At 63.8% G+C, this 25,451-nt stretch carries 23 protein-coding genes and 2 tRNA genes; 14 read left to right on the plus strand and 11 right to left on the minus strand.

All coding sequences use genetic code 11. The features are described 5' to 3' along the window. The first annotated feature begins 34 nt into the window (after window positions 1-34). Window positions 35-1,963 (plus strand): FAD/NAD(P)-binding protein, encoded by a 1,929-nt coding sequence (locus DDA93_RS07235; RefSeq protein WP_024475476.1) that lies wholly within the window; start codon window positions 35-37, stop codon window positions 1,961-1,963. 58 nt (window positions 1,964-2,021) lie between these two features. Here DDA93_RS07235 and DDA93_RS07240 read toward each other — a convergent pair whose 3' ends face one another. The 4 genes from DDA93_RS07240 to DDA93_RS07255 form a co-directional block, all read right to left on the minus strand. Beyond that, the gene (locus DDA93_RS07240; RefSeq protein ID WP_116778381.1) at window positions 2,022-4,607 is read right to left on the minus strand and encodes a bifunctional UDP-sugar hydrolase/5'-nucleotidase; all 2,586 of its coding nucleotides are present in this window, start codon (window positions 4,605-4,607) and stop codon (window positions 2,022-2,024) included. 248 nt (window positions 4,608-4,855) lie between these two features. Beyond that, complete coding sequence (locus tag DDA93_RS16180) at window positions 4,856-6,187, minus strand: S-layer homology domain-containing protein (RefSeq protein WP_133185461.1); 1,332 nt, start codon at window positions 6,185-6,187, stop codon at window positions 4,856-4,858. Further along, complete coding sequence (locus DDA93_RS07250) at window positions 6,184-7,944, minus strand: lamin tail domain-containing protein (protein ID WP_116778382.1); 1,761 nt, start codon at window positions 7,942-7,944, stop codon at window positions 6,184-6,186. The genes DDA93_RS16180 and DDA93_RS07250 overlap by 4 nt, the downstream gene beginning before the upstream one ends. Window positions 7,945-8,179: 235 nt before the next feature. Continuing rightward, window positions 8,180-8,267: transfer RNA gene (locus DDA93_RS07255), tRNA-Ser, on the minus strand. 63 nt (window positions 8,268-8,330) lie between these two features. On the opposite strand from DDA93_RS07255, the gene DDA93_RS07260 reads away from it, so the two are divergent. Then, entirely contained in the window at window positions 8,331-9,314 is a 984-nt protein-coding gene (locus DDA93_RS07260) for an NAD(P)H-quinone oxidoreductase (protein WP_116778383.1), read from the plus strand. A 94-nt stretch (window positions 9,315-9,408) separates the two neighbouring features. On the opposite strand, the gene DDA93_RS07265 is transcribed toward DDA93_RS07260, so the two are convergent. Beyond that, a complete protein-coding gene (locus tag DDA93_RS07265) occupies window positions 9,409-10,149 on the minus strand; it encodes a GAF and ANTAR domain-containing protein (protein ID WP_019482351.1) in 741 nt (246 codons plus the stop codon). A 408-nt stretch (window positions 10,150-10,557) separates the two neighbouring features. Here DDA93_RS07265 and DDA93_RS07270 point away from each other — a divergent pair, with 408 nt between their 5' ends. From DDA93_RS07270 to DDA93_RS07280, 3 genes are all read left to right on the plus strand, one after another. Continuing rightward, on the plus strand, window positions 10,558-10,800 hold the full coding sequence (locus tag DDA93_RS07270) for a hypothetical protein (RefSeq protein ID WP_019482352.1): 243 nt from the start codon (window positions 10,558-10,560) through the stop codon (window positions 10,798-10,800). 186 nt (window positions 10,801-10,986) lie between these two features. Beyond that, on the plus strand, window positions 10,987-11,448 hold the full coding sequence (locus DDA93_RS07275) for a hypothetical protein (protein WP_024475480.1): 462 nt from the start codon (window positions 10,987-10,989) through the stop codon (window positions 11,446-11,448). Between the two features lie 88 nt (window positions 11,449-11,536). Further along, window positions 11,537-12,376 carry an aldo/keto reductase gene (locus tag DDA93_RS07280; RefSeq protein WP_019482354.1) on the plus strand — a complete coding sequence of 280 codons (840 nt, stop codon included), beginning with the start codon at window positions 11,537-11,539 and terminating at the stop codon, window positions 12,374-12,376. A 119-nt stretch (window positions 12,377-12,495) separates the two neighbouring features. On the opposite strand, the gene DDA93_RS07285 is transcribed toward DDA93_RS07280, so the two are convergent. The 4 genes from DDA93_RS07285 to tmk form a co-directional block, all read right to left on the minus strand. Next, window positions 12,496-12,571, minus strand: a tRNA-Thr gene (locus DDA93_RS07285). Window positions 12,572-12,669: 98 nt separating this feature from the next. Then, window positions 12,670-13,611, minus strand: coding sequence for an alpha/beta hydrolase (locus tag DDA93_RS07290; protein ID WP_279325267.1), 942 nt, complete (start codon window positions 13,609-13,611; stop codon window positions 12,670-12,672). Window positions 13,612-14,221: 610 nt separating this feature from the next. Next, a complete protein-coding gene (locus tag DDA93_RS07295; RefSeq protein ID WP_024475482.1) occupies window positions 14,222-15,385 on the minus strand; it encodes a DNA polymerase III subunit delta' in 1,164 nt (387 codons plus the stop codon). Then, the gene (tmk, locus tag DDA93_RS07300) at window positions 15,382-16,026 is read right to left on the minus strand and encodes a dTMP kinase (RefSeq protein WP_024475483.1); all 645 of its coding nucleotides are present in this window, start codon (window positions 16,024-16,026) and stop codon (window positions 15,382-15,384) included. Before tmk ends, DDA93_RS07295 begins: the two co-directional genes overlap by 4 nt. Window positions 16,027-16,135: 109 nt before the next feature. Between tmk and DDA93_RS07305 the strand changes: the two genes are divergently transcribed. The 3 genes from DDA93_RS07305 to DDA93_RS07315 all read left to right on the plus strand — a co-directional run bounded on the left by DDA93_RS07305 (window position 16,136) and on the right by DDA93_RS07315 (window position 18,447). Continuing rightward, on the plus strand, window positions 16,136-17,299 hold the full coding sequence (locus tag DDA93_RS07305) for a PLP-dependent aspartate aminotransferase family protein (protein WP_116778384.1): 1,164 nt from the start codon (window positions 16,136-16,138) through the stop codon (window positions 17,297-17,299). Between the two features lie 9 nt (window positions 17,300-17,308). Further along, a complete protein-coding gene (locus DDA93_RS07310; RefSeq protein ID WP_116778385.1) occupies window positions 17,309-17,632 on the plus strand; it encodes a DUF2516 family protein in 324 nt (107 codons plus the stop codon). A gap of 65 nt (window positions 17,633-17,697) precedes the next feature. Continuing rightward, window positions 17,698-18,447 (plus strand): phosphoglyceromutase, encoded by a 750-nt coding sequence (locus DDA93_RS07315; protein ID WP_019482360.1) that lies wholly within the window; start codon window positions 17,698-17,700, stop codon window positions 18,445-18,447. An 88-nt stretch (window positions 18,448-18,535) separates the two neighbouring features. On the opposite strand, the gene phoU is transcribed toward DDA93_RS07315, so the two are convergent. Further along, window positions 18,536-19,195 carry a phosphate signaling complex protein PhoU gene (gene phoU / locus DDA93_RS07320; protein WP_019482361.1) on the minus strand — a complete coding sequence of 220 codons (660 nt, stop codon included), beginning with the start codon at window positions 19,193-19,195 and terminating at the stop codon, window positions 18,536-18,538. 173 nt (window positions 19,196-19,368) lie between these two features. On the opposite strand from phoU, the gene DDA93_RS07325 reads away from it, so the two are divergent. Together DDA93_RS07325 and DDA93_RS07330 are read left to right on the plus strand one after the other, a co-directional pair. Next, on the plus strand, window positions 19,369-20,622 hold the full coding sequence (locus tag DDA93_RS07325; RefSeq protein WP_019482362.1) for an ATP-binding protein: 1,254 nt from the start codon (window positions 19,369-19,371) through the stop codon (window positions 20,620-20,622). Then, the gene (locus DDA93_RS07330; RefSeq protein ID WP_019482363.1) at window positions 20,619-21,299 is read left to right on the plus strand and encodes a response regulator transcription factor; all 681 of its coding nucleotides are present in this window, start codon (window positions 20,619-20,621) and stop codon (window positions 21,297-21,299) included. Before DDA93_RS07325 ends, DDA93_RS07330 begins: the two co-directional genes overlap by 4 nt. Before the next feature lie 152 nt (window positions 21,300-21,451). Here the strand turns inward: DDA93_RS07330 and DDA93_RS07335 are convergent, their stop codons facing one another. Then, window positions 21,452-21,847 (minus strand): hypothetical protein, encoded by a 396-nt coding sequence (locus DDA93_RS07335; RefSeq protein WP_116778386.1) that lies wholly within the window; start codon window positions 21,845-21,847, stop codon window positions 21,452-21,454. Between the two features lie 265 nt (window positions 21,848-22,112). Between DDA93_RS07335 and DDA93_RS07340 the strand changes: the two genes are divergently transcribed. The 4 genes from DDA93_RS07340 (at window position 22,113) to cysS (ending at window position 25,392) form a co-directional block, all read left to right on the plus strand. Continuing rightward, on the plus strand, window positions 22,113-22,595 hold the full coding sequence (locus DDA93_RS07340; protein WP_019482365.1) for a CarD family transcriptional regulator: 483 nt from the start codon (window positions 22,113-22,115) through the stop codon (window positions 22,593-22,595). Between the two features lie 78 nt (window positions 22,596-22,673). Next, window positions 22,674-23,399, plus strand: a complete 726-nt coding sequence (gene ispD / locus DDA93_RS07345) for a 2-C-methyl-D-erythritol 4-phosphate cytidylyltransferase (RefSeq protein ID WP_019482366.1) — start codon at window positions 22,674-22,676, stop codon at window positions 23,397-23,399. Continuing rightward, entirely contained in the window at window positions 23,396-23,905 is a 510-nt protein-coding gene (ispF, locus tag DDA93_RS07350) for a 2-C-methyl-D-erythritol 2,4-cyclodiphosphate synthase (protein WP_019482367.1), read from the plus strand. The genes ispD and ispF overlap by 4 nt, the downstream gene beginning before the upstream one ends. A gap of 32 nt (window positions 23,906-23,937) precedes the next feature. Beyond that, on the plus strand, window positions 23,938-25,392 hold the full coding sequence (cysS, locus tag DDA93_RS07355) for a cysteine--tRNA ligase (RefSeq protein ID WP_019482368.1): 1,455 nt from the start codon (window positions 23,938-23,940) through the stop codon (window positions 25,390-25,392). Window positions 25,393-25,451: the final 59 nt, after the last annotated feature.

The following is a 25,451-nucleotide window of genomic DNA, read 5'->3' on the forward strand; positions in this document are numbered from 1 at the left end:
CTTCCCGTCCTGGCCCAGCGGATACCCTTATCGAATGCGCATGGGTCGGAGTCTTCGGGTAGCTGTGGTGGGTGCTGGCCCCCGCGGCACCTCGGTGCTGGAACGACTTATTTCCCAGTGGGAGGCCCATCCGCCCGACCAACGCCAACAGCTCGACATCCATGTCATCGACCCGGAAAGCCCCGGCCCGGGCCATGTCTGGCGGCCGGTCCAGTCCCGACTCTTCCTGATGAACACTCCGTCGCTGTTCCCCACGGTGGTGCCCGTAGGGGCTCCGGACCATGGGTTGGTCCCGTCAGTCGTGGGGTACTCGTTTGACGACTGGCGTGTCCTGGTGACGTCCGACCCGGTCCCCACGCTTTCCAATGCCGACCGCGAAGAGCTGTCGGACCTCGGAAGCTCCGGTTTCCCCAGCCGTGCCTTGTACGGCAGGTATCTGGAGTGGATCTATCAGCAGCTGGTCGACCGTTGCGGTGACGGCGCCACGATCACCCACCACGCCACCGACGCAAGGGAAATCTCCCGGGTGGCTCCCGGTTACCGTCTCCGGTTAGGCGACGATTCGGTGCTGGCAGCGGACGCAGTGGTGCTGGCGCTGGGACATGTTCCCTCGCAGCTCAGCCCCGAACAGGAGACGCTAAGGGACGGCGCCGCACGCTACAGCCTCAAATACTGGCCGCCCGCCGTCCCCGCCGACATCAACTGGGCAAAACTGCCTGCCAAAAAGCCGGTCCTGGTCCGGGGCCTGGGCCTGAACTTTTTCGACGCCATGATCCAGCTGACCGAAGGACGCGGCGGTCGGTTCACCCCCGACGAGGGTGGGAAACTGAGCTACCAACCGAGCGGCAGCGAACCGCAGATCATTGCTGCCTCCCGGCGAGGGGTGCCGTACCGGGCGAAGGCACAACTGGATAGTTACCTCCCTCGCAGCGTGACCTTGCGCTATTGCACGCTACCGGCGCTGCAAACGTTCGCCGACCAGGGAATCACACCTGGCTTCGACCACGATATCTGGCCGCTATTGCACCGTGACGTGGTGACTGCCTACTACTCCACCCTGGTGCGGGTGGCCGGCGCGGACCTGGTGGCCAACCCGGACGGATTCCTGGAGAGAGTTCACACCGCTATCGCCGTGAGCGGCCCGGAATGGACTGCTGCGCTGGACGCGGTCCTCGCCAGCGAGCTGCCCCCCGTTCACCACCTCGATGTTGAGCGGCTGTCTCACCCGTTCGCTGGGCGCAGGTTCGCCAGCGCCCAGGATTACCAGGAAGCGGTGCTTGACTACCTCGACGCCGATGTTGCCGAGTCCTTCAGGGGCGAAGATAGCCCGCTGAAGATGGCGATCGGCGCCATGAATGCTGGCCGTACTGTGATCAAACAGGTGGTCGCCGACGGCGGGCTGACCGATCAGGCCTGGCTGACCGAGCTCAGGGGATGGTTCGAACCCCTGGTGGAGGGCGTGGCCAGCGGTCCGCCAGCGATCAGGATCGCCCAACTGGCTGCCCTGGCACGAGCGGGTGTGGTGCAGTTCATCGGGCCCAACCCCCAGTTCGTTGTCGACGTCGACACCGAACGATTTGAAGCGTCGTCACCGTGGGTGGAGGGTGCCGGGGTAGCAGCGAGCTACCTGGTCGACGCGATGATGCCGCCCAACCGCGCCGCCACCACCCTGTCCCCGCTGCTGCGCCAACTACTCGGCGACGGTCTGGTCCGGCCCAAAATGATGATGGCGACCGACGGCGCGCCGGTCAGCGCGCCGGGACTGGACGTCACGCTGCCCCCTTACCGGGCAATTGACGGCTCGGGTCGCGCGCACCAGCACCTGTACGTGGTGGGTTTGCAGCTCGCTTCGGTCCAGTGGGGGACAGCAATTGCGGCCCAGGCTCACACGTCGCCTGCTGCCGGTAGCCGGACGCTCCGGGACGCCGATGACATCGCCACGGCCATCCTCGCGATCACATAGTTAACCGGAACGGCGGGCCCCGTGAGGGACCCGCCGCCGGTCTGGCTAGGTTGTCGGACTAGAGGCCTGCGGCATACCTGCCGCAGGCTCCAACCTCGTCGTCGAACCGGTTGACGAATGCTGCCATCGCGTCACGCGCCACGGGGGTGACTGGACGGTAGGTGCCGTCTCTCCAGCCCTCGGAGATCCCGGCATCCTTCAGCCAGGAGATCTCCTTCTCGAACATCGTTCCAACAGGTACGTCAGAGAACGGCGCACCCTTGGGGTTTACATAGCTCATCGCTTCCGCATCGAGGCAAACCTCGCTGGCGAGACGCATCATGAATGCTGCCATCGCGTCCCTGTTGACCGGGGTCACCGGACGGAAGGTCCGGGTGCCGTCGGTCTCAGGCCAGCCGGTCGACAGGCCGGAGGTGTGCATCCACATGATCGCTTCGAAGTGCTCAACCCGGTCCGCTTCGTCAGCGGGGAAGGCTACGTCGCTGAACGGCGACTCCTCGGGAAGCTCGAACTCTGGTTCCCCGGCCAAGCGGTACAGGAACGCCGCCATCGCGTCGCGGTTGATGCTCGCGAGTGGACGGTACGAACGGGTTCCGTCGGCTTCCAGCCAGCCGGTGGAGAGACCGTTTTCTGCCATCCACTCGATGTGGTCCTGGTGTTCGTTGCCTTCGACGTCGGTGAACTCAGCGATTTCGACGCCAATGGGGAGGCGTACCTCGGTGCCGGAGTCGGGTGCGGTCAGGTAGAACGTCGCGCCGAGGGCGTCGGCGGGAACGGTGAACGCGATCCGTGCTGCTCCGTCAGTCACGTCGAACGTGCTGATCTCCGCTGGCTCACCGTCGCCGACGGAGTAGGACAGGACGATGCTGGTGTTGGTGGGGCTGCCCAGGGACGTTAGGTCCAGTTTGGAGACGTCGAAGCTGACCTCCTGGCCGAGAACCACGTTCGTGGGTGCGCCCTGAACCTGCACCGCGCGGCGGTCGAAGGTCGGTGAGAGCGGGCTGTTGGCTTCGATGTAGTCGAACCATGCTTCCCGGTCAACCAGACCCGAGTCCAGGGTATCGGCGCCTTCGTTGAAGACCACGAAATCGTCGCCGCCCTGGATCAGGAAGTTGAAAGTGCCAACCCGGTAGTCACGGGTTGGCTCAAGTGGCGCCCCGTCGATGGTTACCGAAGTGATCCGGGAGCCTTCGGCCGCCTGGGCATCGTAGGTGTAAGTGACATTGTCCGACAGTCCCAGATGCAGGAAGTTGGTGCGGACGCCGCCCTCGCGGGGCCACTGCTGCTCCAGCAGTTCGGCGAACTGGGCGCCGGTCAGCGTGGTGGTCGCCAGGTTGTTCAGGAAGGGCAATACCGCGTTGGCTTCAGCGACTGTGATGTCGCCGTTCTCGTCGTAGTACAGCTCGGCACGGAGCCCACCGGGGTTGGCGACGCCGATTTCGGCTCCGCCGCGCAGATCCGACTGCAGTGACGACAGCAGCGAGTCAGCGACCAGATTGCCCAGCGTGGATTCCGATCCGCGGTCATCACGCGAATCACCGGTGAACGCGGTGGTGATGTCCTCGGTGACCTTCCCGAGGACAACGCTGCCGAGCTCGTCGGCAGTCGCAATCGCTTCGTTGACGATCGTCTGGACCTCTGCCACCCGCGGGTAGTCGGCGACCAGCTCGGCGTCGTCGATCCCTGTGCGGGGTACGTTGCGGGCTTCGTACTCGACGACGTCGCCGGTGAGGGTGTCGACGGTCAGCTCGATCTGACCGATGAACTCGCCATAGGAACCTGTTTGGACGATCGGACGGGTTTCGCCGGTCTCGCCGGGAACTGGAGCGTCTGAGGCGTAGAACGAGTGGGTGTGCCCGTTAAAGATTGCGTCCACCAGTGGTGTGGTCCCATTGACGATCGCATCGAATTCGCTGCCCGGGATAACTTCGGGAAGGGCTGCCGAGTCTTCGCTCGATCCGTCAGCACCCGCATGGTACTCCGCGACGATGACGTCGGCCAGGTCGCCGTCCTCGATCTCCTGCGCCACACGGTTGACGGCCTCGACGGGATCCCCAAAGTCGATGGTCTCGATGCCGCCGGGGCTCACCAGGGTAGGTGTTTCCTGGGTGACAGCCCCGATGACAGCTACTTCGATGCCATCCACTGTGAAGACTTCGTACTCATCCAACGCCGGTTCCTGGGTGCCCTTGGTGTAGACGTTGGCGCCCAGGTAGGAGAAGTTTGCGATTGGTTCAACACGCTCGGTGAGGTCCGCGAATCCGCCGTCGAATTCGTGGTTGCCGACCGCCGAGGCGCGCAACTCCAGCGCGTTGAGCACATCGATCGTTGGAACGTCGCGCTGCGATGAGGAGGCGTACAGCGACGCCCCAATGTTGTCACCGGCCGAGATGAAGAGCGTGTTCTCCGCGCCGGCCTCAGCCCTCAACTGTTCGACGGTGCCAGCGAACTTCACCGTGTTGCGGTCGATGCGTCCGTGGAAATCGTTGATGTTGAGAAGACTGATCTCGGTGGTGACGCCGGGGGCTTTGACTTCGACGTCGGTCTGTTGCGTCGCATAGGCGGGTAGTGCGGCTATCGGGGAGGCGAGTAGCCCCACCGCTAGCGTGGCACCAAGCCCGCCCTTCCATGACGAATGTTTCATCCGCTAGTTCTCCTTGGCTTTGGCTGTTGACAGCCGCGAGTGAGTCCGCCTGTGTGTGAAACACGGGCTGGTGGCTCGAAAAATGTGCTGAATGTGATCCAACTGACCTTTTGAGTCAAACCGAGCCAACCAGACCATGGTGAACGAGAGGTGACTAAAAGTGAAGAGCAGGGGGCCAGCCTTTAACGAAAGTTGGCCCCGGTTCGAAGCCGGGGCCAACTTTTCCAGGGCGGAACGCGACGCAGGACTTACCTGCCGCAGGATCCAAACGTGTCGTCGAACCGGTTCACGAAGGCTGCCATCGCGTCGCGGGCCACCGGGGTGACCGGGCGGTAGGTGCCGTCGCCCCAGCCCTCGGAAATCCCGGCGTCCTTCATCCAGGAGATTTCCTCCTCGAACATCATGCCCTCAGGCACGTCCGTGAACGGGGGGCCGCTGGGGTCGACATACTCGATGGCTTCCTCGTTCAGGCAGGTCTGCCCGGCGAAGCGCTTCAGGAATGCTGCCATCGCGTCCCGGTTGACCGGGGTCACCGGGCGGAAGGTCCGGGTGCCATCGGTCTCTGGCCAGCCAGTGGAAAGCCCCGATTCGTGCATCCACATGATCGCGTCGAAGTGCTCAACCCGGTCAGCTTCATCGGCGGGGAAGGCTACGTCGCTGAACGGTGATTCGTTTGGAAGTTCGAACTCAGGTTCCCCGGTCAGCCGGTAGAGGAACGCGGCCATCGCGTCGCGGTTGATGCTTGCCAACGGGCGGTAGGTCCGGGTGCCATCGGCTTCCAGCCAGCCGGTGGAGAGGCCGTTTTCTGCCATCCACTCGATGTGGTCCTGGTGTTCGTTGTCCTCAATATCGGTGAACTCAATGACTTCGTCCAGATCCAGACCGACAATTACTGGATCGTGGTCGCTGGCGCGGTACTGGTCAGCGGTGTAATAGTTCACCGGGGTGTAGTTGAACCGGCTGTACTCGAGCGCCACCGATTCGACCGCATTGATATTCCAGATGTCGACGCCGGTGACAGTTGCATCGGCTTCAGGTGAGGCGAGGATGTGATCCAGTGATCCTGACTGTCCACCAAAGACGTAGGAGTACTTCCCGGTGTCGGCGCCCTGGTTGATGTACCCGGCTTCGTAGAACACCTGCATGGGGTCTTCAGCCGTGTAGGAGTTGAAGTCACCCGTGAGGAAGACCTTATCGGTGCCAGCTTCGGCCTGCATCGTGTCGGCGAAGTCCACGAGAGCTGCTGCCTGCTTTACGCGGTCAGGGTTTGAAGCTCCCTGCCCGTCGCCCTGGTCTTCATTCTCCCCGGAACCGGAGCCCTTCGACTTGAAGTGGTTCACGATCGCAAGGAACCTCGTCGACTCGCCGCCGCCAGCGACCTGGAAGGCTTGAGCGAGCGGCTTTCGGGCGTTCGAGAACGCGACGTCGTCATCGAGGATGACTGAATCACCGACGGTCTCTACCGCGGCGGGCTTGTAAATGAAGGCGTTGCGGATGACGTCTTCGTTGGTGGGCACCTCGGCGGGGGAGGGGACGAAGTCCCAGACCCCCGGCTCAACTTCGTTCAGGGCCGTGGTCAACGAAGCGAGCGCCTCGTCACGATCCTTGCCGAAGGCGCCGAGTTCTCGATTTCTTCCAGCGAGACCATGTCGGCGTCAAGGTTGGTCAGCGCATCAACGATCTTGGCTTCCTGGCGCTCAAGGCTTTCAGTGTTGGCAGCACCGCGAGCGTCACAGCCGCCCCGGACCGTGATGGGGTTGCCAGCGCGGTCGTTGTAGTAGGTGCACCCGGTCAGCTCATCACCGGTAGTGCTGAAGTAGTTCAACACGTTGAACGAGGCAATTTTGATGTCGCCGCCCACTTCCACGGGGGTGGCCGGCCGCTCGCCTGCGAAGGTGACTGGCTGAACTTCATCGGCATTATCAGGGGTGAGGTGTGTCACCGGCTGGAATCGCCATACGCCGAAGTCGAAGTCGACGATGACGTCGGAGACAAAGGTCGCTGACCCGTTGACCCGGACTGGATTCTCGACCGTCAGGTAGGGCAGGGCGCGGTCCATGTTCCGGACGAAGTCGATCGTGGCGCCGTCGTCGAGAGTGACTCCGCGGGCGCTGTTGTCTGCCTGAACGGCCGCGTTCTCCGGGGTGCCGGGAGGGGCAATTTCGGTGGGCTGAACCAGGGCGTCGGTGCCGAAGGCCAGATCAATTTCGCCGTAGCGGTTCAGGTCATAGTTGTCCGTAACGGTGAAGTCGCCGGTGGGCCTGACGAGCATGCTCTCGAGCACTTCACGCTCGGCGTTGGTTGCCGGCCAGGGCGTGATGAGGGACTTGACCTCCTCGGCTGGCTCGGTCAGCACGGTGGCCGCACCGGCCACTACCTCGATCTGGGTGACACCGAAGTTCTCCCCGGCCTCACCCGTAACCTCCACATGGTCACCGATCGCGACGTCGGCGACGGTGCCTGGGGAGTAAATGAAGATGCCGTCAGAGGCGGCACCCGCTTCGCCGCCGGTGCCTTCTGTCTGGATCACGTAGCCGTCAATGCCACCGGTGGGATAGGCGGCGGTAACAACGCCCCGGGTGGTGACCGTTTCACCCGCCAGCGGTGTGGCAGTTCCGGTGCCCTGAATCTCGTTGATGGGAACAACGTCGCCGGCGACCGGCGGTTCTGGCTCCGGTTCGGGTTCAAAGCTGCCCGTCTCGCCGTCAGCGTTCGTCGGTGTGACCGCCTCGCTGAGGGTGAAGTCGGCTGAGTTGTCGTCGGTGTCGACGAAGCCTGCCCGGTTCAATGACCGGGGGTCGGAGTTGCTGTCGGGTTTGGGCGCAACAGCTGTTTCGAACGTGTTCGAGGACCCGTACCCCAACAGGTCTTCGATCGCAGGGTTGCCGGTCACCGAACCGGTGGCCAGCGGATTCAGGGGCGCGGAGTCATTCGACAGGATCAGGGTGCCGCCGCCCCCGGCGAAGCTGGCGCCTATCGTCGCGTCCACCTCAGGCAGCGCGACACCGTTGTCGGCGTTGCTGGATCCGCCGACCAGGTAATGGCCATTAGCCGGAATGGTGCCGGTCAGCGGTGCAACACCGGTTGGTGCGGCGGACCCACTGGCGGACCGGTACTGCAGGGACCAGCCGCTGATGTCCACCGGCTGATCTGTGGTGTTGTGGAGTTCAACAAACTTGTTCAGATACGGGGCATTGGCGCTTCCCCCGTTCACATAGGCCTCGTTGATCACGATGCCGTTCGGTGCCGCGTAGGCGGGAAGCACGGCTACCGGCGAGGCGAGCAGCCCCATCGTTAGCGCAGCACCAAGCCCGCCCTTCCATGACGAATGTTTCATCCGCTAGTTCTCCTTGACTTTGGCTGTTGACAGCCGCGAGTGAGTCCGCCCGTGTGTGGAACACGAGCCTGATGGCTCGAAAAAAGTGCTGAATGTGATCCAGCCGACCTTTTGGGCCACGTTCGAGCCAACCAGACCATCGTGAACGAGAGGTTGCGGAAAGTGAAGGGTAAGCGAGTCAGGCATTAACGAATGTTGGCCCCGGTATGAAACCGGGGCCAACACTTTCTACGGGCGGAAGGTAAGAGATTCGAACTCTTGGTACGGGGTTACCGCACACTGGTTTTCAAGACCAGCTCCATCGGCCGCTCGGACAACCTTCCCAAGTGAGTAGTGTTTCACGTAGCTTCCAGTTCAACCAAAAAACCGTTCCAGTGGAGGACCTTTTGAGAGCAGTAGTAATCACCGAACCAGGCGCACCAGAGGTGCTCAGTGTGTCGCAGGTGGCTGCACCCCAGGCAGGGCCGGGGGAGGTGCTGATCGACGTCGTCGCCGCCGGGCTGAACCGGGCGGATGTCCAGCAGCGCAAAGGACTCTACCCTCCACCGCCGGGTGCGTCGGAGTATCCCGGGCTGGAGGTCTCGGGCAGGGTTGCCGACGCCGGTGGGTCCGGTTTTTCGGTGGGTGACGAGGTGGTGGCGCTGCTGTCCGGCGGCGGGTACGCGGAGGAGGTCGCCGTCCCTGCCGGTCAGGTCCTTCGTGCGCCGTCGGGAATGGATCTGGTAGCGGCTGCGGCACTGCCGGAGGTTGCGGCGACTGTCTACTCGAACCTGTTCCTCACCGCGCACCTTCAAGCCGGCGAGCGGGTGTTGATCCATGGGGGCGCCGGCGGAATTGGAACCATGGCCGTCCAGCTGGCGCTTGCGTTCGGGGCTATCCCGCTTGTCACTGCGGGATCGGCGGCAAAGCTCGAGGTTGCACGGGGCCTCGGCGCCGTCACCTGCATCAACTATCGGGAGCAGGACTTCGTCGCTGAAGTAGCCGCAGCCACGTCGGGTCGAGGGGTGGACGTGATTCTCGACGTCGTGGGCGCCAAGTACCTTGAGCAGAATGTTCAGGCGCTCGCCGTCGGGGGACGCCTGGTCATCATCGGTTTGCAGGGCGGCGCCAGGGCCGAGCTGAATCTTGGTGCGCTGATGACGAAGCGCGCTTCGGTGGCCGGCACCACACTGCGTGGGCGTCCAGTGGCTGAGAAGACTGCCATCATGGCGGCGGTCCGGGACCATGTCTGGACGCTTGTCGAGTCGGGCAAGGTCAAGGCGATGGTAGACCGCACCTTCCCGCTGGAGCGTGCCGTCGAAGCCCATCAGTACTTTGATTCCGGGGAACACACCGGGAAAGTTCTCCTCACGGTGGCTCCTCCCCACTGATCAGCAGGGATGGATGAAACGACCACTTGAATCCGCCGACTGTCTAGACCTTCCCGCTCAGCGGGCACGATCGGTGTATTTCTGTAACGGGGGGCTACTTCTCGAAGTGGGTGGTGGTTGGTGCCTGGTTGGCCGAAGCCACAACCGCGCTGGCAACTTCGCGCAACTTGATGTTGCGGGCACTGGATGCGGACTTCAGGATCTCGACCGCCTCGTCCTGCGAGCACCGGTTTTGGGCCATGATGATTCCTGCCGCAAGGTCGATCACCGTGCGGGACCGCATGGCGGCTTCGAGGTGCTTGCTGGCATCGCTGAGCTGAGCCATCCGCACCGCAAGCCGCAAGGACTTGGAGGCTTCCAGTGCAAAGGCTTCGGCAGCCGCGACGGCGTCGTCGTCGAACGCGTTGGTCACGGTCGAATAGAAATCGAGACCAGCCCGCGACTCGCCGCCCAGGGGGACGGGTATCCCCAACGCCGAGCGGATGCCGTGCTCGGCGACGGCGTCCCGGTAATCGGGGAACCGGGTGTCATTGGGAACATCGCGCACGTGGACCGTCACGTTTTCGCGTGCGGCCCGCAGGCACGGACCGTCGTCGAAGGCGTACTGAATCTCGTCGGTCTTCCGGGCGAGCTCGCTGCTACTGGCGACCGTCCCCATGGTGCGGGGGCGGAGGAGTGTCAGCCCACACAGCACCTCACCGGAGGCCTTCGACGTCAGCGTTTTCGCGGCCAGCTGGGTGAGCCCGGTGAGAAAAGTGCTCACGTCGTCGCTATCCATCACCATGTCCAGCAAAACGTTGTGAATATCCGACTCCACCCGCTGGGCTTCTGACATGCTGTTCTCCACTTCTTGGCGTCCTTCAACGACCCCACACCTGACGGAGTCAACTCTAATCGGTGCGAGACTCGGGCGGGTTCTGGTCGGCGATCCGGTGTTGAATAGCTGCGCCGCCCAGTCTTGTCGGGATGGGATATAGTCATAGACAGGTTGAGCAGACAGCCACGGGAACCTCTCCTCGTAAACAGGATTTCGATGGCCTTAACGCTGCACGGATTGCCCCTTCGGGCCCCGGTCAAGACACCCACATCCTCCCGCGCCGCGGGCATCTCTCAGACGGCTTGTCCCTCGGCAATTCCGCGTCTGTGAGGACCGCCCTGCGTCCGGCCAGCTGGTGATGTCACCCGTTTGGCCCTGCTGCTTTGTCAGCGCCTCCTCGTATTTAGTCATCTTGGAAGGACCCCCATGACCGACACCACCCGCCTCGCTCCCGATGAGGCGTTCCCTGACGACCTGACACAGTTGGAGAGCTCCGAGGTGATGATCCTGAACAGCAGGATTCATCGCGAACTCGACGCCGAATACGTCAGGTATGGGCTACCGGACCCTGAGACCGAGGGGCGACTCGAGGAGATTACCGAGGAGCTGGATCGTCGTGAGAACCAATGCTACCGGTCGTCGTCACCACAGGAAATCGTCGGCGACTAGCCGGGTCCTCGGCTGCAGGAAGTCCGGGGTAGCTCCACGGGGAGTCATCCGGGCCTTCCCCAGTGGCGCACCGTGAGACGATAATTCCATGAGTAAACAGCAGAGTCTTGCTCAAACAGACACCACTCCGGCCCGTCTCCTGGAGTTCGTCGATTCCCCAGCCAGACTGGCGCGCCGCTGATCGCCATGGGATTCTTCTCCGCTGCCCGACAAGGGCGCAAGGACGATGCCGAGCTCGGCACGGGCGTCTGGCGGCGTGCCCATGACCGCTTCCGCCGCGGCCTGGACCGGTATCACCAGATTCTTGAAGGCGTGGCCGACGACGAGGTCTATAACCAGCTGGCCGGACTGGCCAATGAGCTCGGGCCCCTGCTGGAACGGGTGCACACCATTTGTGTGACCGCGCAGGCGTCATCACCCAGCCAGGGGTTGGACATCCCGGGCGCGCTCACGCCAGTACACAGGGCGCTTTCGAGGGCCGGAAACTCCCTCGCGACAACGGCCGAGGCGGCCGCGATGGCGAGGCTCGACGGCGAACGCTGGGGGCTGGCATCTGCTGGCCTGGATAACGTGAAAAGGCGAGCCGACCTGGTCGAAGAAGATATTGCCGAAGCTGAACGTCAATTGGCGGCAAGCCTGAACGTCTGACAATAAAAAGGGTGCTGACGAAATAATTCGGCGTGGATAGCGGTTCACTTTAGTGACATCGCATTCATTCACACGGCGAAAGGCATTTATGACTACCTCACCGAATCTCACATTCCACGATGGCGTTAGCATCCCCCAGCTCGGCTACGGCGTATGGCAGGTTGACGACGCAACCGCGGAAGACGTCGTCGGGCGCGCCTTCAAGGCCGGGTACCGCCACATCGATACGGCGGCCGCCTACCAGAACGAAGCGGGTGTAGGCCGGGCCATTGCTGCCTCCGGTCTGGACCGCGACGAGCTTTTCATCACCACAAAGCTGTGGAACGCCGACCAGGGTTATGAGAGCACGCTTAAGGCGTTCGACGTCTCGATGGAGAAGCTTGGCCTGGAGAAGCTCGATCTTTACCTGATCCATTGGCTGCAACCGAAGCAGGGTAAGTACCTTGATACGTGGAAGGCGCTGATCGAACTGCAGAAGCAGGGGCGGGTCACTTCGATCGGGGTGTCGAACTTCACCGTCGAGGCTCTTCAGGAGATCATCGACGCAACCGGAGTCGTTCCCGTGATCAACCAGGTGGAGACGCACCCGTTCTTCAACCAGGCGGAGCTCAAGGCCTTCCATCAGGAGAAGGGCATCCTGCACGAGTCCTGGTCGCCGCTGGGTTCGGGCAAGGGGCTCCTCGAAGACCCAGCCCTGGTCGAGATCGCCTCCAAGCACAACGCCACACCGGCACAGGTTGTCGTGGCCTGGCACCTCGCGCTCGGCAACGTGGTGATCCCGAAGTCAGTCACTGAGTCTCGGATTGTCGAGAACTGGGACGCCCTGGATGTCACGCTCGACGCCGGGGACATCGACGCCATCAACGCCCTCGATAAGGGTGCCGACGGGCGTATCGGCGCGGACCCGGCAACTGCCGACTTCGCCTAACCGCCAGGCGCGTTAGCTTCACGCGCTCCGGTAAGCAACCTGGACATCGGTGTGGGAAATTCCCTCACCGGTGTCCAGGTTGCTAACGCGTGTCCGGGTTGCTCACCGGATTAAAGAAGTGGAGCCTCCTGCCAGAGTCGAACTGGCGACCTTCTCATTACGAGTGAGACGCTCTACCGACTGAGCTAAGGAGGCTGAAGCTTCAGGAGACGCGCGTGAGCACGGCCCAATCCACAAGCGTCAACTCTATAAGAGCAGCCGCGTGCAGGTCAAAAGCAGCCACGGTGGGCGCGTCAGTCGCAGCTGACACCGTCCTCGGGCAGCGTGCCGTCAACGAAATAGTCATCCACGAGGTCCCCGATGCAGTCGCCGGCCCGACCGTAGGCGGTGTGACCTTCGCCGTCCCAGGTGACGTGGACTGAGGTTTCGAGCTGATCCGCCAGCGCCAGCGACCAGTCGTAGGGCGTCGCGGGGTCTCCGGTGGTGCCGATGACCAGCATTGGTGCGGCATCGGGGGCCGACGCCGGAGCGGGCTCGAGCACCGGCCCGTACTCCCACGCGTCGCAGGTCACCCCGCCGTAGGCTAGATAGGGGCCGAAGGTCGGCGAAGCCTCGGCTAGTTCGTCGGCGTCGGCCGCCAACGCCGCGGGGTCATTGGTCATCGGGTAGTCGAGGCAGTTGATCGCGATGAACGCTGCGTTGCTGTTGGTGAGGTAGCTGCCGTCTGCTTCGCGTTCAGCACCGAGGTCTGCCAGTTGCAGCATCGCGGACGGGTCGCCCTGCAGCGCCTGGTCGAGCGCGCCGGTGAGCAGGGTCCAGTTGTTGTTGTCATACAGCGGCAGGATGAAGCCGCTGAAGAAGGTGCCGATCGTGACCAGCCGGCCGTCAGCGGCGGTCATCGGACTTTCCTCGACCGACCGGAACAGGTCCTGGATAACTGCCACGCCCTCCTCGATTCCGGCGGGAAGGGGGCAGTCGCTGGAGAGCTGGCAGTCAGCCACATAGGTGCGCAGCGCCGTCTCGAAGGCCTGGGCCTGCCCCAGCGTGATCTCTTCATTGCTTAAGGACGGGTCCACTGCGCCGTCCAGCACCAGTCGCCCGGTGTTGGCGGGGAACAGTTCGGCGTAGGCCGCACCGAGTGCCGTGCCGTAGGAGAACCCAAGGTAGTTGAGGTCCTGGTCGCCGACGGCGGCACGCAGAATGTCCAGGTCGCGGGCCGCGCTGTCGGTGTCCACGTACCCGAGCAGCTCACCGGTTCGTTCGGCGCACTGTGCGGCGAAGTCCTCGGCTTCGGCGGTGAGCGTCTCAAACGCTTCCTCGTCGAGATCTCCGGCTCCAGATATTCCAGCCTGTCCGCTTCGCGCTCCTCGTCGGTCTGGCAGTCGACGGCCGACGATTTCCCCACCCCGCGGGGGTCGAAGCCGACGACGTCGTAAGCCTCCCGCAACCGGTCGCTGGTGACGTACGTCAGTGCGTCCTTGACGATGTTGACGCCGGACCCGCCCGGGCCGCCCGGATTGACCAGCACCGAACCCTGGGATTCGCCCGTCGCGTCGCTGCGAATCAGGGCGATATTGATCGAGTCGCGCGCAGGGTCGGCGTAATCCAGCGGGACCTGGACGGTGGCGCAGGCGAACGTCTCCTCGCACAGCTCCCAGGCCACCTCCTGGGTGTAGAAGCTTTCGAGGTCCGCGGGCACATCCCCAACGACCTCGGGGTTCACTGATTCGACCCCCGTTTCCGGACCATCGCCCGGCCCGGGGGAGAGCAGCTGGCAGCCGGACAGCGCCAGCGCGCCGGAGAGGACGACGGCGGCTGAGGCCAGACGACGGTGGGGAAAACGTCTCACGCGGTGTAATCCTTTTCGGGGAGGAGGCTGACTGCCATGGCCTCGATGGCAAGCAACGGGGCAACGTTGGTGTTAACGATCCGGTCCCGCACTTTGTTGATGGCCTCAATCCGCACCAGTGTCCCCTCGGGTGTCCCGGACCGGGCGAACGCCTCCAGCTCGGGGCGCAGCGGCTCGTTCACCAGATCGCGACCGCTGGAAACCTGCAGCATCAGCACATCCCGGTAGAAGGACGTCAGGTCGGTCAGCGCACGGTCAAAGTAGTCGTTCTTCGACCGCTTGGCCCTGCGGGTCTGGTCATCCTCCAACCGCTTGACCTGCCCCCGGATAGCCGGCGGCAGGGTGCCGCTTTCGGGCGCGCCGAGGGTAGCGAGCAGTGTGGCCTTCTCCTGGGCATCCCGCTGCTCGAAGGAGCTCTGCGCCTCGGCCTCGGCTAGTTTCACCAGGTCCGCCGCCGCCTTCATTGCCCCGGCGACGCTCTTCAGATCAAGCGGCAATCTCACGATCTGGTTCCGCCGGTCCCGGGCGCCGTCGTCGGTGGCGAGCCGTTTGGCCACGCCGATGTGGCTTTGCGCTGCCCGCGCTGCGGCTTCCGCCGTCGCCGGATCGATTCCGTCGCGGCGGACCAACAGGTCGGCCACGTCCTGCACCGGCGGCAGTCGCAGGTTGACGGCCCGGCACCGGGATCTGATGGTCACCAGCACGTCGCCGGGGCTCGGCGCGCACAGCAACCAGATAGTCCGGGGCGGCGGCTCTTCGATGGCCTTCAACAGCACATTGGTGCTGCGCTCCTGCATCCGGTCGGCGTCCTCCACGATGATGACCCGCCAGCGGCCGGTGGACGGCTTGTCCTGTGCTTTACGAACCAGTTCCCGCGCCTCATCAATGCTGATTGTCACTTTTTCGGTGGTGACGTTGGTGATGTCGGCGTGCGAGCCTGCCAGGGCGGTCCGGCATGCCCTGCACTCCCCGCAACCTCGCTCGTCCAATGCGTCCCGGTCGCAGAGCAGTGCGGCGGCGAATGCCCGTGCGGCGTTGGACCGACCCGATCCCGGTGGACCGGTGAACAGCCAGGCGTGGTTCGGCTGACCGGCAGACGCGGCGCGTTTGAGCTGCTCAACCACGGGCTCCTGACCCATCAGGAAGGTCCATACGCTCACGACAGATGCTCCTCGACTGCTTTGAGGATGGCGTCCGCCAAGTCAGTGACCGGGTTCCGGGCCGGCAGCACCAGATATTGGGCCGGGTCGGCGGCCGCCCGTTCGAGGAACGCCCCGCGGATCAGCGCATGGAAAATGTCCGGCTCGGATTCCAGCCGGTCCTCAGCCCCGTTCTGCATCCGGCGTCCACGCCCCTCCAACGGGTCGACGTCGAGCAGCACCGTGAGATCGGGGCGCAACCCCTCGACGGCCCACAAGTTGACCTCGAGCACGCTATCCGTCCCCAGGCCGCGCCCGGCGCCCTGATAGGCCACCGAGGAGTCGATGTATCGATCGCAGACGACGACGGCGCCCCGCTCCAGCGCGGGCAGGATCGTCTGGTGGACATGCGCCGCCCTGGACGCCGCGAAGATGAGGGCCTCGGTCCGGGGATCAATGTCGCCCTGACCGTGATCGAGGACCAGAGAGCGGAGTTTCTCCCCAATGACCGTGCCACCAGGTTCCCGGGTGCGTATCACTTCAAGGCCGCGTTTCTGCAGCGCGGTGGCCAGCAGACCCGCCTGGGTGGACTTGCCGGCGCCGTCGCCGCCTTCGAAAGCAATGAACAGCCCGGACGTGCGGCGTGCGGATGGTGTACTCACCCGACCAGCCTATCGAGGATCACCGACACACTTGTCCTGCCGGCCGTCACCCGGCCCAGGGGAGCGGGTCACATTTCACCCGGTCGCCACGGCCAACTACCCTGAACCCATGACCCACCACGATCACCACCAGCTCGCCCCGGACACGATAGTGGTGGCCGCCGGCCGTCCCCCGCGGGAGCACGATGCCCCGGTGAACCCGCCGATCGTGCTGTCCTCTACCTTCCACGAGGCGGTGGATCCAGCGGCGGGGGACCGCATCTATGGCCGCATGTCCAACCCCACCTGGGACCCGTTCGAGGAAGCCCTCGGCAAGCTCGAGGGTGCGGCGCTGCCGGCCCGCGTGTTCAGCTCAGGCCTGGGTGCTGCTGCTGCCGCGTTGTCGCTGGTGCCGACGGGCGGCAACGTTGTCATGCCCCGCCACGCCTACGCCGGGTCGCTCAGCCTCGCCGGTGATGAGGCGTCGCGCGGCCGGTTCACTGTGCAGACGGTTGACGTCGCCGACACTGACCAGGTGCTCGCCGCCCTGGCCGGCACCGACCTGCTCTGGCTGGAAAGCCCCACCAACCCCATGCTCGAAGTGGCCGACCTGCGCACCATCATCAGCGCCGCGAAAAAGGCTGGAGTCACGGTGGTGGTTGACAACACGTTCAACACGCCCCTGGTTTGCCGGCCCCTGGACTTCGGCGCCGACGTCGTGCTCCACTCGGTGACCAAGTATCTGGCCGGTCACTCCGACGTCGTCCTGGGCGCCCTGGCCACCTCCGACCCTGATCTGCAGGCGAAACTGCTCAAGCACCGCACCCTGTATGGGGCCATTGCCGGACCGTTCGAGGTCTGGCTGGCGCTCCGCGGGCTACGTACGCTGGCCCTCCGGGTTGAACGGTCCCAGGCCACGGCCCTGTACCTTGCGCGCAAACTCCAGTACCACCCGGCTCTGACCAGGGTTCGGTTCCCCGGACTACCCGAAGATCCCGGGCACCAGCGCGCCGCCGACCAGCTGAACGGCTTCGGCTCAATTATCAGCATCGAACTGGCAGATGTGGCAGCAGCCGAGGCCCTGGTCTCGGCGGTGCGCCTGTGGCTGCCAGCAACTTCCCTGGGTGGCGTCGAATCATTGATCGAACGACGGCGGCGGCAGACCGGCGAGCCGGTGACCGTGCCGGAATCCCTGGTGCGGCTCTCGGTTGGGATCGAAAACCCCGAGGACCTGTGGGCGGATCTGGAGCAGGCCCTGGCCGGGCTGGGAGAACTCGACGACTCCACCCGATAAGCTGGACCCGTGAACATCGCTTATGACATTCGGAATTATCTGTACCTGGCGCTCGGGTTGGTGGCGGTTGGTATTGAGATCTGGGCGCTTGTCGATTGCGTGAGGCGGCCCGCCGCGAACTTTGAGGCCACGATGAAGCGCACCAAGGGCTTCTGGACCGCGATGACCGGTGGAGCTGCCACCGTTGGCGTGCTGACGGTCCTCGTGACCGCATCTGGGCTCTTCGGCCTGCTGCAGATCGTCGCAGTGATTGCGGCGTGCGTCTACCTCGCAGACGTGAAACCGGCCGTCTCCGAGGTGCGGGGTGGCAGCGGTCCCTACGGCCCGTGGTAACCCACCGCCAGTAACAGAAGTGCACGACGGATGAACCTGAGCCTCCCATACGGCAGACTAAACCCATGACTTCCTACAAAGTGATCCTGCTCCGCCACGGCCAAAGTGAGTGGAACGAGAAAAACCTCTTCACCGGGTGGGTTGATGTGCCGCTCACCGAACAGGGCCGTGCCGAAGCCATCCGAGGCGGTGAACTGCTCGTCGAGGCCGGGCTTCTCCCCGACATCGTTTACACCTCACGGCAAAAGCGGGCCATCATCACGGCCAACCTCGCTCTCGAAGCCGCTGACCGCAGCTGGATTGACGTCAAACGCCACTGGCGGCTCAACGAACGCCACTACGGAGCCCTGCAGGGCAAGGACAAGGCGCAGACGCTCGCCGAGTTCGGTGAAGCCCAGTTCATGGAGTGGCGACGCTCCTATGACACCCCGCCGCCGCCCATCGAGGACAGCAGCGAGTTTTCCCAGGCCAACGACCCGCGCTACGCGGACCTCGGCGACGCCGTTCCCCGCACCGAATGTCTCAAGGACGTCCTCGACCGGTTCCTCCCATACTGGGAATCTGACATCGCCCCCGACATCAAAGCGGGCAAGACGGTCCTCATCGCAGCTCACGGAAATTCGCTGCGCGCGCTGGTGAAGCACCTCGACGGCATCAGCGACGCCGACATCGCGTCGCTGAACATCCCCACCGGTATCCCGCTGATCTACGAGCTGGACGAAAACCTGGTGCCAGTCAAGGCTGGCGGCACCTACCTCGACGCTGACGCCGCAGCCGCAGCGATTGAAGCCGTCGCCAACCAGGGCAAGCACTAACAGTCAACCAACGACGACGACGGCCGGTCCCCCTCACGGGGCCGGCGTCGTCGTTCAGGCCTGGGGGCTAACCCGGCGATATGTCGTTTTAGATCAGTGGTGCGCTGGGCTGCCATTCACCGGTCACCAGGTAGGTGACCTTACGTGCAACCGAGACGCCATGATCGGCGAATCGTTCGAAGTACCGGCTGGCCAGGGTCACATCGACAGTGATGGGAGCTGAAACATCCCATTCGGGTGAGGCGAGGGCCTTGAACACGCCAGCGTGCAGTTCGTTGATCCGCGCATTGTGGGCATAGATTTCGTTGCTCAGCTGGAGGTTGCGGGTCTCCAGCAGATGCTTCACCTTAATGGCGATCTGCTGATCCAGCTGGGCCATTTCCTCGAAGGTGGGTCGGATCGCCGCCGGAATTACGTGGTCCGGGTACCGGAGCCGGGCAAGCTGTGCCACGTGGCGGGCCAGATCCCCCATGCGTTCCAGCGAGGCGCTCATTCGAAGCGCCCCCACGATCATCCGCAGGTCGCTCGCAACCGGGCCCTGCAGGGCGAGAATGTCGATCGCGCGCTCGTCGAGGTCGTTCTGGAGGAAATCAATGCGTGCGTCGGCTGCGATCACATCCTGGGCAAGTTCGGTGTCAGCGGTTTCAAACGCGATGGTTGCCTTGTCCATCGCGTTCGCAACCAGCTGCGATATTTCGATGAGCTGTTCACCTATCTGGTGAAGCTCTGCCTGAAAAACCTTCCGCACGGGAGGCATCCTTTCCATAGAGATGACTGCGTACGTCTATGCACAGTCCCACACAGCACATTCTCAGTTGGTGATGAACTGTTATGCACCTTTGAGTGAACGTTAGTTGAACCACTTCCCTATTGCCACCGGAAGACTCAACCCCACACCAAAGGTGCGCATAAGCTAGGCATGTGGATCCCGTTCTTCTTATTCTGATCGCTGGGCTGGTGGGCGTCGCCGTGGGCACCTTCGGCATGGCTGCCTTCAGGCTGAGCGAAATCCAGCGGCGTTCCCTGCTCTTCGTGGACGAGCCGACCCTTCCCGAAGGGGCAGCGGAGGTGCTGTCGATTATTGGCCGGGCTTATGTGGTGGTGGATGCCATCGACGGTGTGGTGCGAGCCAGCCCTGCGGCGTACGCCTTCGGCCTGGTGCGCGGCCACACGGTGGTCCACGCCGAGCTGCTCGAACTGACGGCACGGGTGCGCCGGGACGGTGTGATCGAGCAGAAACAGCTTGAACTACCCCGCGGACCGCTGGGGCAGGGCACCATTATCGTGCTCGCCCGGGTGGCTTCACTGGGCGAAGAGTACGTCCTGATCCTCGCCGATGACCGCACGGAAATCACCCGCACCGAGGAAATCCGCAACGACTTCGTGGCCAACGTGTCACACGAGCTCAAGACGCCCGTTGGCGCCATTTCACTGCTCGCTGAGGCCCTGGACGACGCGGCCGAAGACCAGGAAGCGGTCCGGCGGTTCGCCCGCCGAATGCACAAGGAATCGGCCCGGTTGTCGGCCCTGGTCCAGGACATCATCGAACTCTCACGGCTGCAGGGCGCCGACGTCGTGCGGCGCGGTCGCCCTGTGGATATCAACACGGTGATCGCCGAGGCGGTGGACCGAAACCGGCTGCCGGCAGAAAGCAAGCAGATCGACATTGTGGTGGGAGGGCGGATCAACGAGCCCGTCTACGGCGACCCGGATCTGTTGATGACCGCCTTCCGCAACCTGATCGACAACGCCATCCGGTACTCACCCGAGCGCACCCGGGTCGGGGTCGGTCTGCGGTCCCGCGACGGACTCGCCGAAATCTCGGTCACCGATCAAGGAATCGGCATCACCGCTGAGGAGCAGGAGCGGGTGTTCGAGCGGTTCTATCGGATCGACGCAGCCCGATCCCGTCAGACAGGGGGCACCGGACTGGGGCTCAGTATCGTCAAGCATGTGGTCTCGAACCACGGTGGCGAGGTGACCGTCTGGTCCCAGAACGGCCAGGGTAGTACCTTCACCGTCCGTCTCCCCGAAATGGAGGCCGACGCCGAAACGGCGGAGGAGCGTGTTGTCTCCGGCGACAGGCGAAGCGACAAATCGCCGGGTAAGCCAGGCGGAAAATCCGATGAGAAGCCGGGCGGAACCTCCGCCCATGAACAAGGAGTGAGCGTTTGACCCGCATCCTGATCGTGGAGGACGAAGAGTCCTTCAGTGACCCCCTGTCCTATCTGCTCGGCAGGGAAGGGTTCGAGGTGGCGGTGGTGGGAGACGGGATAGAAGCCATCGTCGAATTCGACCGGGCCGGCGCCGATCTGGTGCTGCTTGACCTGCAGCTACCAGGCCAGTCCGGCACCGAGGTCTGCCGGCAGCTGCGCCAGCGTTCAAGTGTTCCGGTCATCATGCTCACCGCCAAGGACGCCGAGATTGACAAGGTGGTTGGCCTGGAGCTTGGCGCCGATGATTACGTCACCAAGCCTTATTCGTCCCGTGAGCTCGTGGCAAGGATTCGCGCTGTCCTCCGCCGGCAGGCCGAACCCGAAGAACTTATTTCCAGCACCGTGCAGTCGGGCCCCGTGCGGATGGATATTGAACGGCACACGGTCAGTGTCAACGGTGATCCGGTATCCATGCCGCTGAAAGAGTTCGAACTGTTGGAGATGCTGCTGCGCAATGCGGGCAGGGTGCTGACCAGGGGCCAACTCATTGATCGGGTCTGGGGTTCGGACTACGTCGGCGACACCAAGACCCTCGACGTGCACGTCAAACGGCTCCGGGGAAAGATCGAAACCGACCCGTCGAACCCAAGCCACCTGGTGACAGTGCGTGGCCTAGGCTACAAATACGAGTCCTGAGGGTTACTCTTCCTCTTCGCCGGTCTCTTCCGGCGTTGGGGTGGGCTCAGGGGTGTAACCACCCGGGACGTACTCCCGGTATTCCGCGAGGGTCCCGTCCAGGACAGGCACCCGCAGCTCGACGCTCTCCGAGTTGACGACAAAGTTCAGATCTACCAGGCGCCGGGGATTTCGCTGACGCCCTCGAGCACTCCATCATCGGTGGTCTCGTCTTCAAAGACCCATTTGCCCTCAGCGGGGACAGTGACGTCGACCGACGAGTTTTCGCCCTCGATGGTGAGCTGCACCGCTGAGTCTGAGGGATTGAACACCGTTCCGAGGATGGTGCCCGGTTCACCTTCTTCGGAGGTGATGATCAGGATGTTGCGGAGTTCAAGCGGGCCCACCTCGTCGACGATTCCATCCGATGCTGCGTACTGGATGGTGGTGGCCTGCTCGCTCGTCACGCTGCAACCGGTGGCACCAAGGACAGCGACCAGAGCCGCACCGGCAGCCAGGCTTCGCTTCGCCCGGATGTGCTGCAGGGGATTGATTCGGTCACTCTTCACAGCGCAAACTCCTACGGTGGTCGATCAGCATGGGGGAACAGCTAGTTGAATCTCTCCCTACAGCCTATCGGGAAAATCGGCCCGATGATGGAGCACTGCAGCACCCGGACAACTCTTTCAGAGCGACGTGGATCACTTAAAGCCTCATTCGTCAAGGGGCGAATCATAGCCACCTATTTCCATAAGTCCCGGCTGACCTGCGAAAACACGCCTTGGGCGTGTCGAATTCGTGATAAACTGATCTGCGGGAAAGGGGAAAGTCCACATGGTTTTTGAGGTCGGCGAAACAGTAGTTTATCCTCACCACGGCGCAGCGAAGATCGAAGAGATCAAGATGCGCGTGATAAAGGGCGAAGAGAAAATGTATCTCAAGCTCAAGGTGGCGCAGGGTGATCTAACCATTGAAGTTCCAGCAGAAAACGTAGACCTCGTTGGGGTGCGCGACGTAGTGGGCAAAGAGGGTCTCCAGCATGTGTTCGATGTGCTGCGGGCCGAGTTCACTGAAGAGCCAACCAACTGGTCGCGCCGCTACAAGGCAAACCTTGAAAAGCTTGCCTCGGGTGACGTGATCAAGGTTGCGGAAGTAGTCCGCGACCTGTGGCGCCGTGATCATGACCGTGGGTTGTCCGCAGGGGAGAAGAGGATGCTCGCCAAGGCGCGGCAGATTCTGATCTCCGAGCTGGCACTCGCAGAGAAAACCGACGAAGAGAAGGCCGCAAGCGTTCTTGATGAGGTTCTAGCTTCCTAATCGGTCTAACAACCGGGTTTGTTGAGGGGCCGCCCTGGTGGGCGGTCCCTTTTTCATGTCCTGGCATAGGGTAATCAGGTGTCAGAAACCAGTTCCCAGCTCGAATCCGCCCACGCGCAGGTCGGGGTCATCATTGTCGCCGGCGGCGCCGGACAGAGGCTGGGCCGCGGCATTCCCAAAGCCCAGGTGAAGTTTGCTGGCCGGAGCATCCTCGAGCACGCACTCCAGGGGGTTCTCGACGCGGAGATCGCCGCCGAGATCTGCGTGGTCGTCCCAGCCGGAGACCTTGAGCTCCGCGCCGCCGTCGTCGGCGTCTCCTCCGAGACTCCCGTGCGAGTGGTTGACGGGGGCGCTTCACGACCCGATTCGGTGGCGGCCGGCCTCTCAGGTTTGGGATCAGGCATCGGCCTGGTCCTGGTCCATGACGCCGCCCGCGCGCTCACCCCGCCGATAGTTTTCCGCCGGGTGGTCGCCGCATTACGCGACGGCGCCGAAGCGGTGATTCCCGTCATCCCCGTGGTCGACACCATCAAAACTGTCGACTGCGGATTGGTCATCGACACCCCACCCCGCGACACTCTCCGCGCAGTCCAGACACCCCAGGGTTTCAACCTGGACACCCTCCGTCGCGCCCACCAGCAACCGGGGGCAGCAGTGACCGACGATGCCACGCTGATGGAACGGCTGGGCATCCCGGTACGGGTGGTGGAGGGGGCGGACGCCGCGTTCAAAGTGACCACTGCCCAGGACCTCCTCCTCGCGGAAATTCTTGCCCAGACCCCGACAGGGAAGACCACACCATGATCCTGCCCCGCACCGGCATCGGCGTTGACGTGCACGCGTTTGCCCCCGTGGATGCACCCCGGCCGCTGTGGCTCGCGGGTCTGCTCTGGGACGGCGAACGTGGTCTGAGCGGCCATTCCGACGGCGACGCCGTGGCTCACGCCGCCGCGGACGCGCTCTTCTCCGCCGCGGGAGTCGGTGACCTCGGCACCCATTTCGGCACCGATCGCCCCGAATTCGCCGGCGCTTCGGGGGTCAGCCTGCTGACCGAAGCCGCGCGGATTGTGCGTCGCGCCGGATTCGAGATCGGCAACGTTGCCGTGCAGCTGGTGGGGAACCGGCCCAAGTTCTCACCCCGCCGGGCCGAGGCGGAAGCAGTGCTCAGCGCCGCGATGGGCGGACCCGTCAGCGTGTCGGCAACCACCACCGACGGGCTCGGATTCACCGGAAAAGGCGAGGGCATCGCCGCGGTGGCGACCGCCGTCGTCGTCCGGGTGGGGGACGGCACCAGATCGGCCGCAGGGTGAAGCAAGCCACCGCGACCGGCTAATCTGGAGCGGTGAGCCTGAGATTCTATGACACCGCAACCGCCCAGACCCGCGACTTTGTCCCCGTCAAGCAGGGCGAGGTAGGGCTGTACTACTGCGGTGCCACAGTGCAGGGGATGCCCCACGTAGGACATATCCGGTCGGCGATCGCATTCGACCAGCTCTCCCGCTGGCTGACCGCGAGCGGCTACCGGGTCACCACGGTCCGCAACGTCACCGATATCGACGACAAGATCCTGGCCCGCGCCCAGGAATCCGAGCACGACGACGCCCTCCCGCCCCAGTTACGCGGCGAACAGTGGTGGGCGCTGGCGTACCGCTACGAACTGGAATTCCAGCGGGCGTACGACACCCTCGGGGTGCGCCGCCCGACCTACGAACCACGCGCCACCGGTCACATCCCCGAAATGCACTCGTTGATCCAGTTGCTGATCGATCGGGGTCATGCCTACCCGGCGAACGACGAGTCGGGCGACGTCTACTTCGACGTTCGATCCTGGAAAGGGTACGGCTCGCTGACCCGGCAGAACATCGACGACATGCAGAGCGCCACGGATGTCGAGCCTGAGTTCGTCAACCGGAAACGGGATCCGCGCGACTTCGCCCTGTGGAAGGGGTGGAAGGAAGGCGAGCCCGAAACCGCTGCCTGGCCCAGCCCCTGGGGACCCGGTCGGCCGGGCTGGCACCTTGAATGCTCAGCGATGGTCACCAAGTACCTGGGTACCGAGTTCGACATCCACGGCGGCGGCCTGGACCTGCGGTTCCCGCACCACGAAAACGAGATGGCCCAGTCGCAGGCCGCCGGCCACACGTTTGCCAGGTACTGGATGCACAACGGCATGGTCACTTTCGAGGGCGAGAAGATGTCCAAGTCGATCGGCAACACGGTGAGCCCGGCTGACATGCTCGAACTGGCCAGCCCCCGCGTGGTCAGGTACTACCTGGGGCAGGCGCACTACCGGTCGGTGCTCGACTACCGTCCCACCTCCCTGCAGGAAGCGGGCGCCGCCGTGGAGCGCATCGACGGGTTCCTGGCGAAGGCCGCCGCCCGGGAGTTCCCGAACGGGCTCGGGTTCGTTTCCCCCGGTGCACCGGAAGCCTTCAGCGCCGCAATGAACGACGACCTCAACGTGCCCCAGGCACTCGCGGTCCTCCACGACACCGTGAGGGCCGGTAACACTGCCCTGGCCGCCGGGGACAGCGAAGCCACCAGAACGGCGTTCGTCGATGTGATGACCATGACCGGAATTCTGGGACTCGACGATGTTCAGGACCCCGGCAAGGGCCCACGCAGTCCCGAGCACAAGGCGCTGGACACCCTCATCACATCGCAACTGCTGCAGCGAACGATTGCCCGCGAAACGAAGGACTGGGCGCAGGCCGACGCCATCCGCGACGCCCTCACCAGTGCTGGCATTGTCATCGAGGACACCGCCGACGGTGCCGCCTGGACCCTGAAAAACTGACCAATCGCTTCGTCTCCCGGGTGACGGTGAAGTCTGCGGCGTTCCCCGCGTAAACTGAG

This window comes from Arthrobacter sp. Bz4, assembly GCF_003075455.1.
GTDB lineage: Bacteria > Actinomycetota > Actinomycetes > Actinomycetales > Micrococcaceae > Arthrobacter_D.

Excerpts from the sequence above, each read along its gene's own strand:
- DDA93_RS07315 (WP_019482360.1), top strand. The coding sequence starts at position 17,698 with ATGACTTCCTACAAAGTGATCCTGCTCCGCCACGGCCAAAGTGAGTGG.
- DDA93_RS07280 (WP_019482354.1), top strand. The coding sequence starts at position 11,537 with ATGACTACCTCACCGAATCTCACATTCCACGATGGCGTTAGCATCCCC.
- DDA93_RS07270 (WP_019482352.1), top strand. The coding sequence starts at position 10,558 with ATGACCGACACCACCCGCCTCGCTCCCGATGAGGCGTTCCCTGACGAC.
- DDA93_RS07275 (WP_024475480.1), top strand. The coding sequence starts at position 10,987 with ATGGGATTCTTCTCCGCTGCCCGACAAGGGCGCAAGGACGATGCCGAG.
- DDA93_RS07250 (WP_116778382.1), bottom strand. The coding sequence starts at position 7,944 with ATGAAACATTCGTCATGGAAGGGCGGGCTTGGTGCTGCGCTAACGATG.
- DDA93_RS07340 (WP_019482365.1), top strand. The coding sequence starts at position 22,113 with ATGGTTTTTGAGGTCGGCGAAACAGTAGTTTATCCTCACCACGGCGCA.
- DDA93_RS07235 (WP_024475476.1), top strand. The coding sequence starts at position 35 with ATGCGCATGGGTCGGAGTCTTCGGGTAGCTGTGGTGGGTGCTGGCCCC.
- DDA93_RS07265 (WP_019482351.1), bottom strand. The coding sequence starts at position 10,149 with ATGTCAGAAGCCCAGCGGGTGGAGTCGGATATTCACAACGTTTTGCTG.
- DDA93_RS07240 (WP_116778381.1), bottom strand. The coding sequence starts at position 4,607 with ATGAAACATTCGTCATGGAAGGGCGGGCTTGGTGCCACGCTAGCGGTG.
- DDA93_RS07305 (WP_116778384.1), top strand. The coding sequence starts at position 16,136 with ATGACCCACCACGATCACCACCAGCTCGCCCCGGACACGATAGTGGTG.
- ispF (WP_019482367.1), top strand. The coding sequence starts at position 23,396 with ATGATCCTGCCCCGCACCGGCATCGGCGTTGACGTGCACGCGTTTGCC.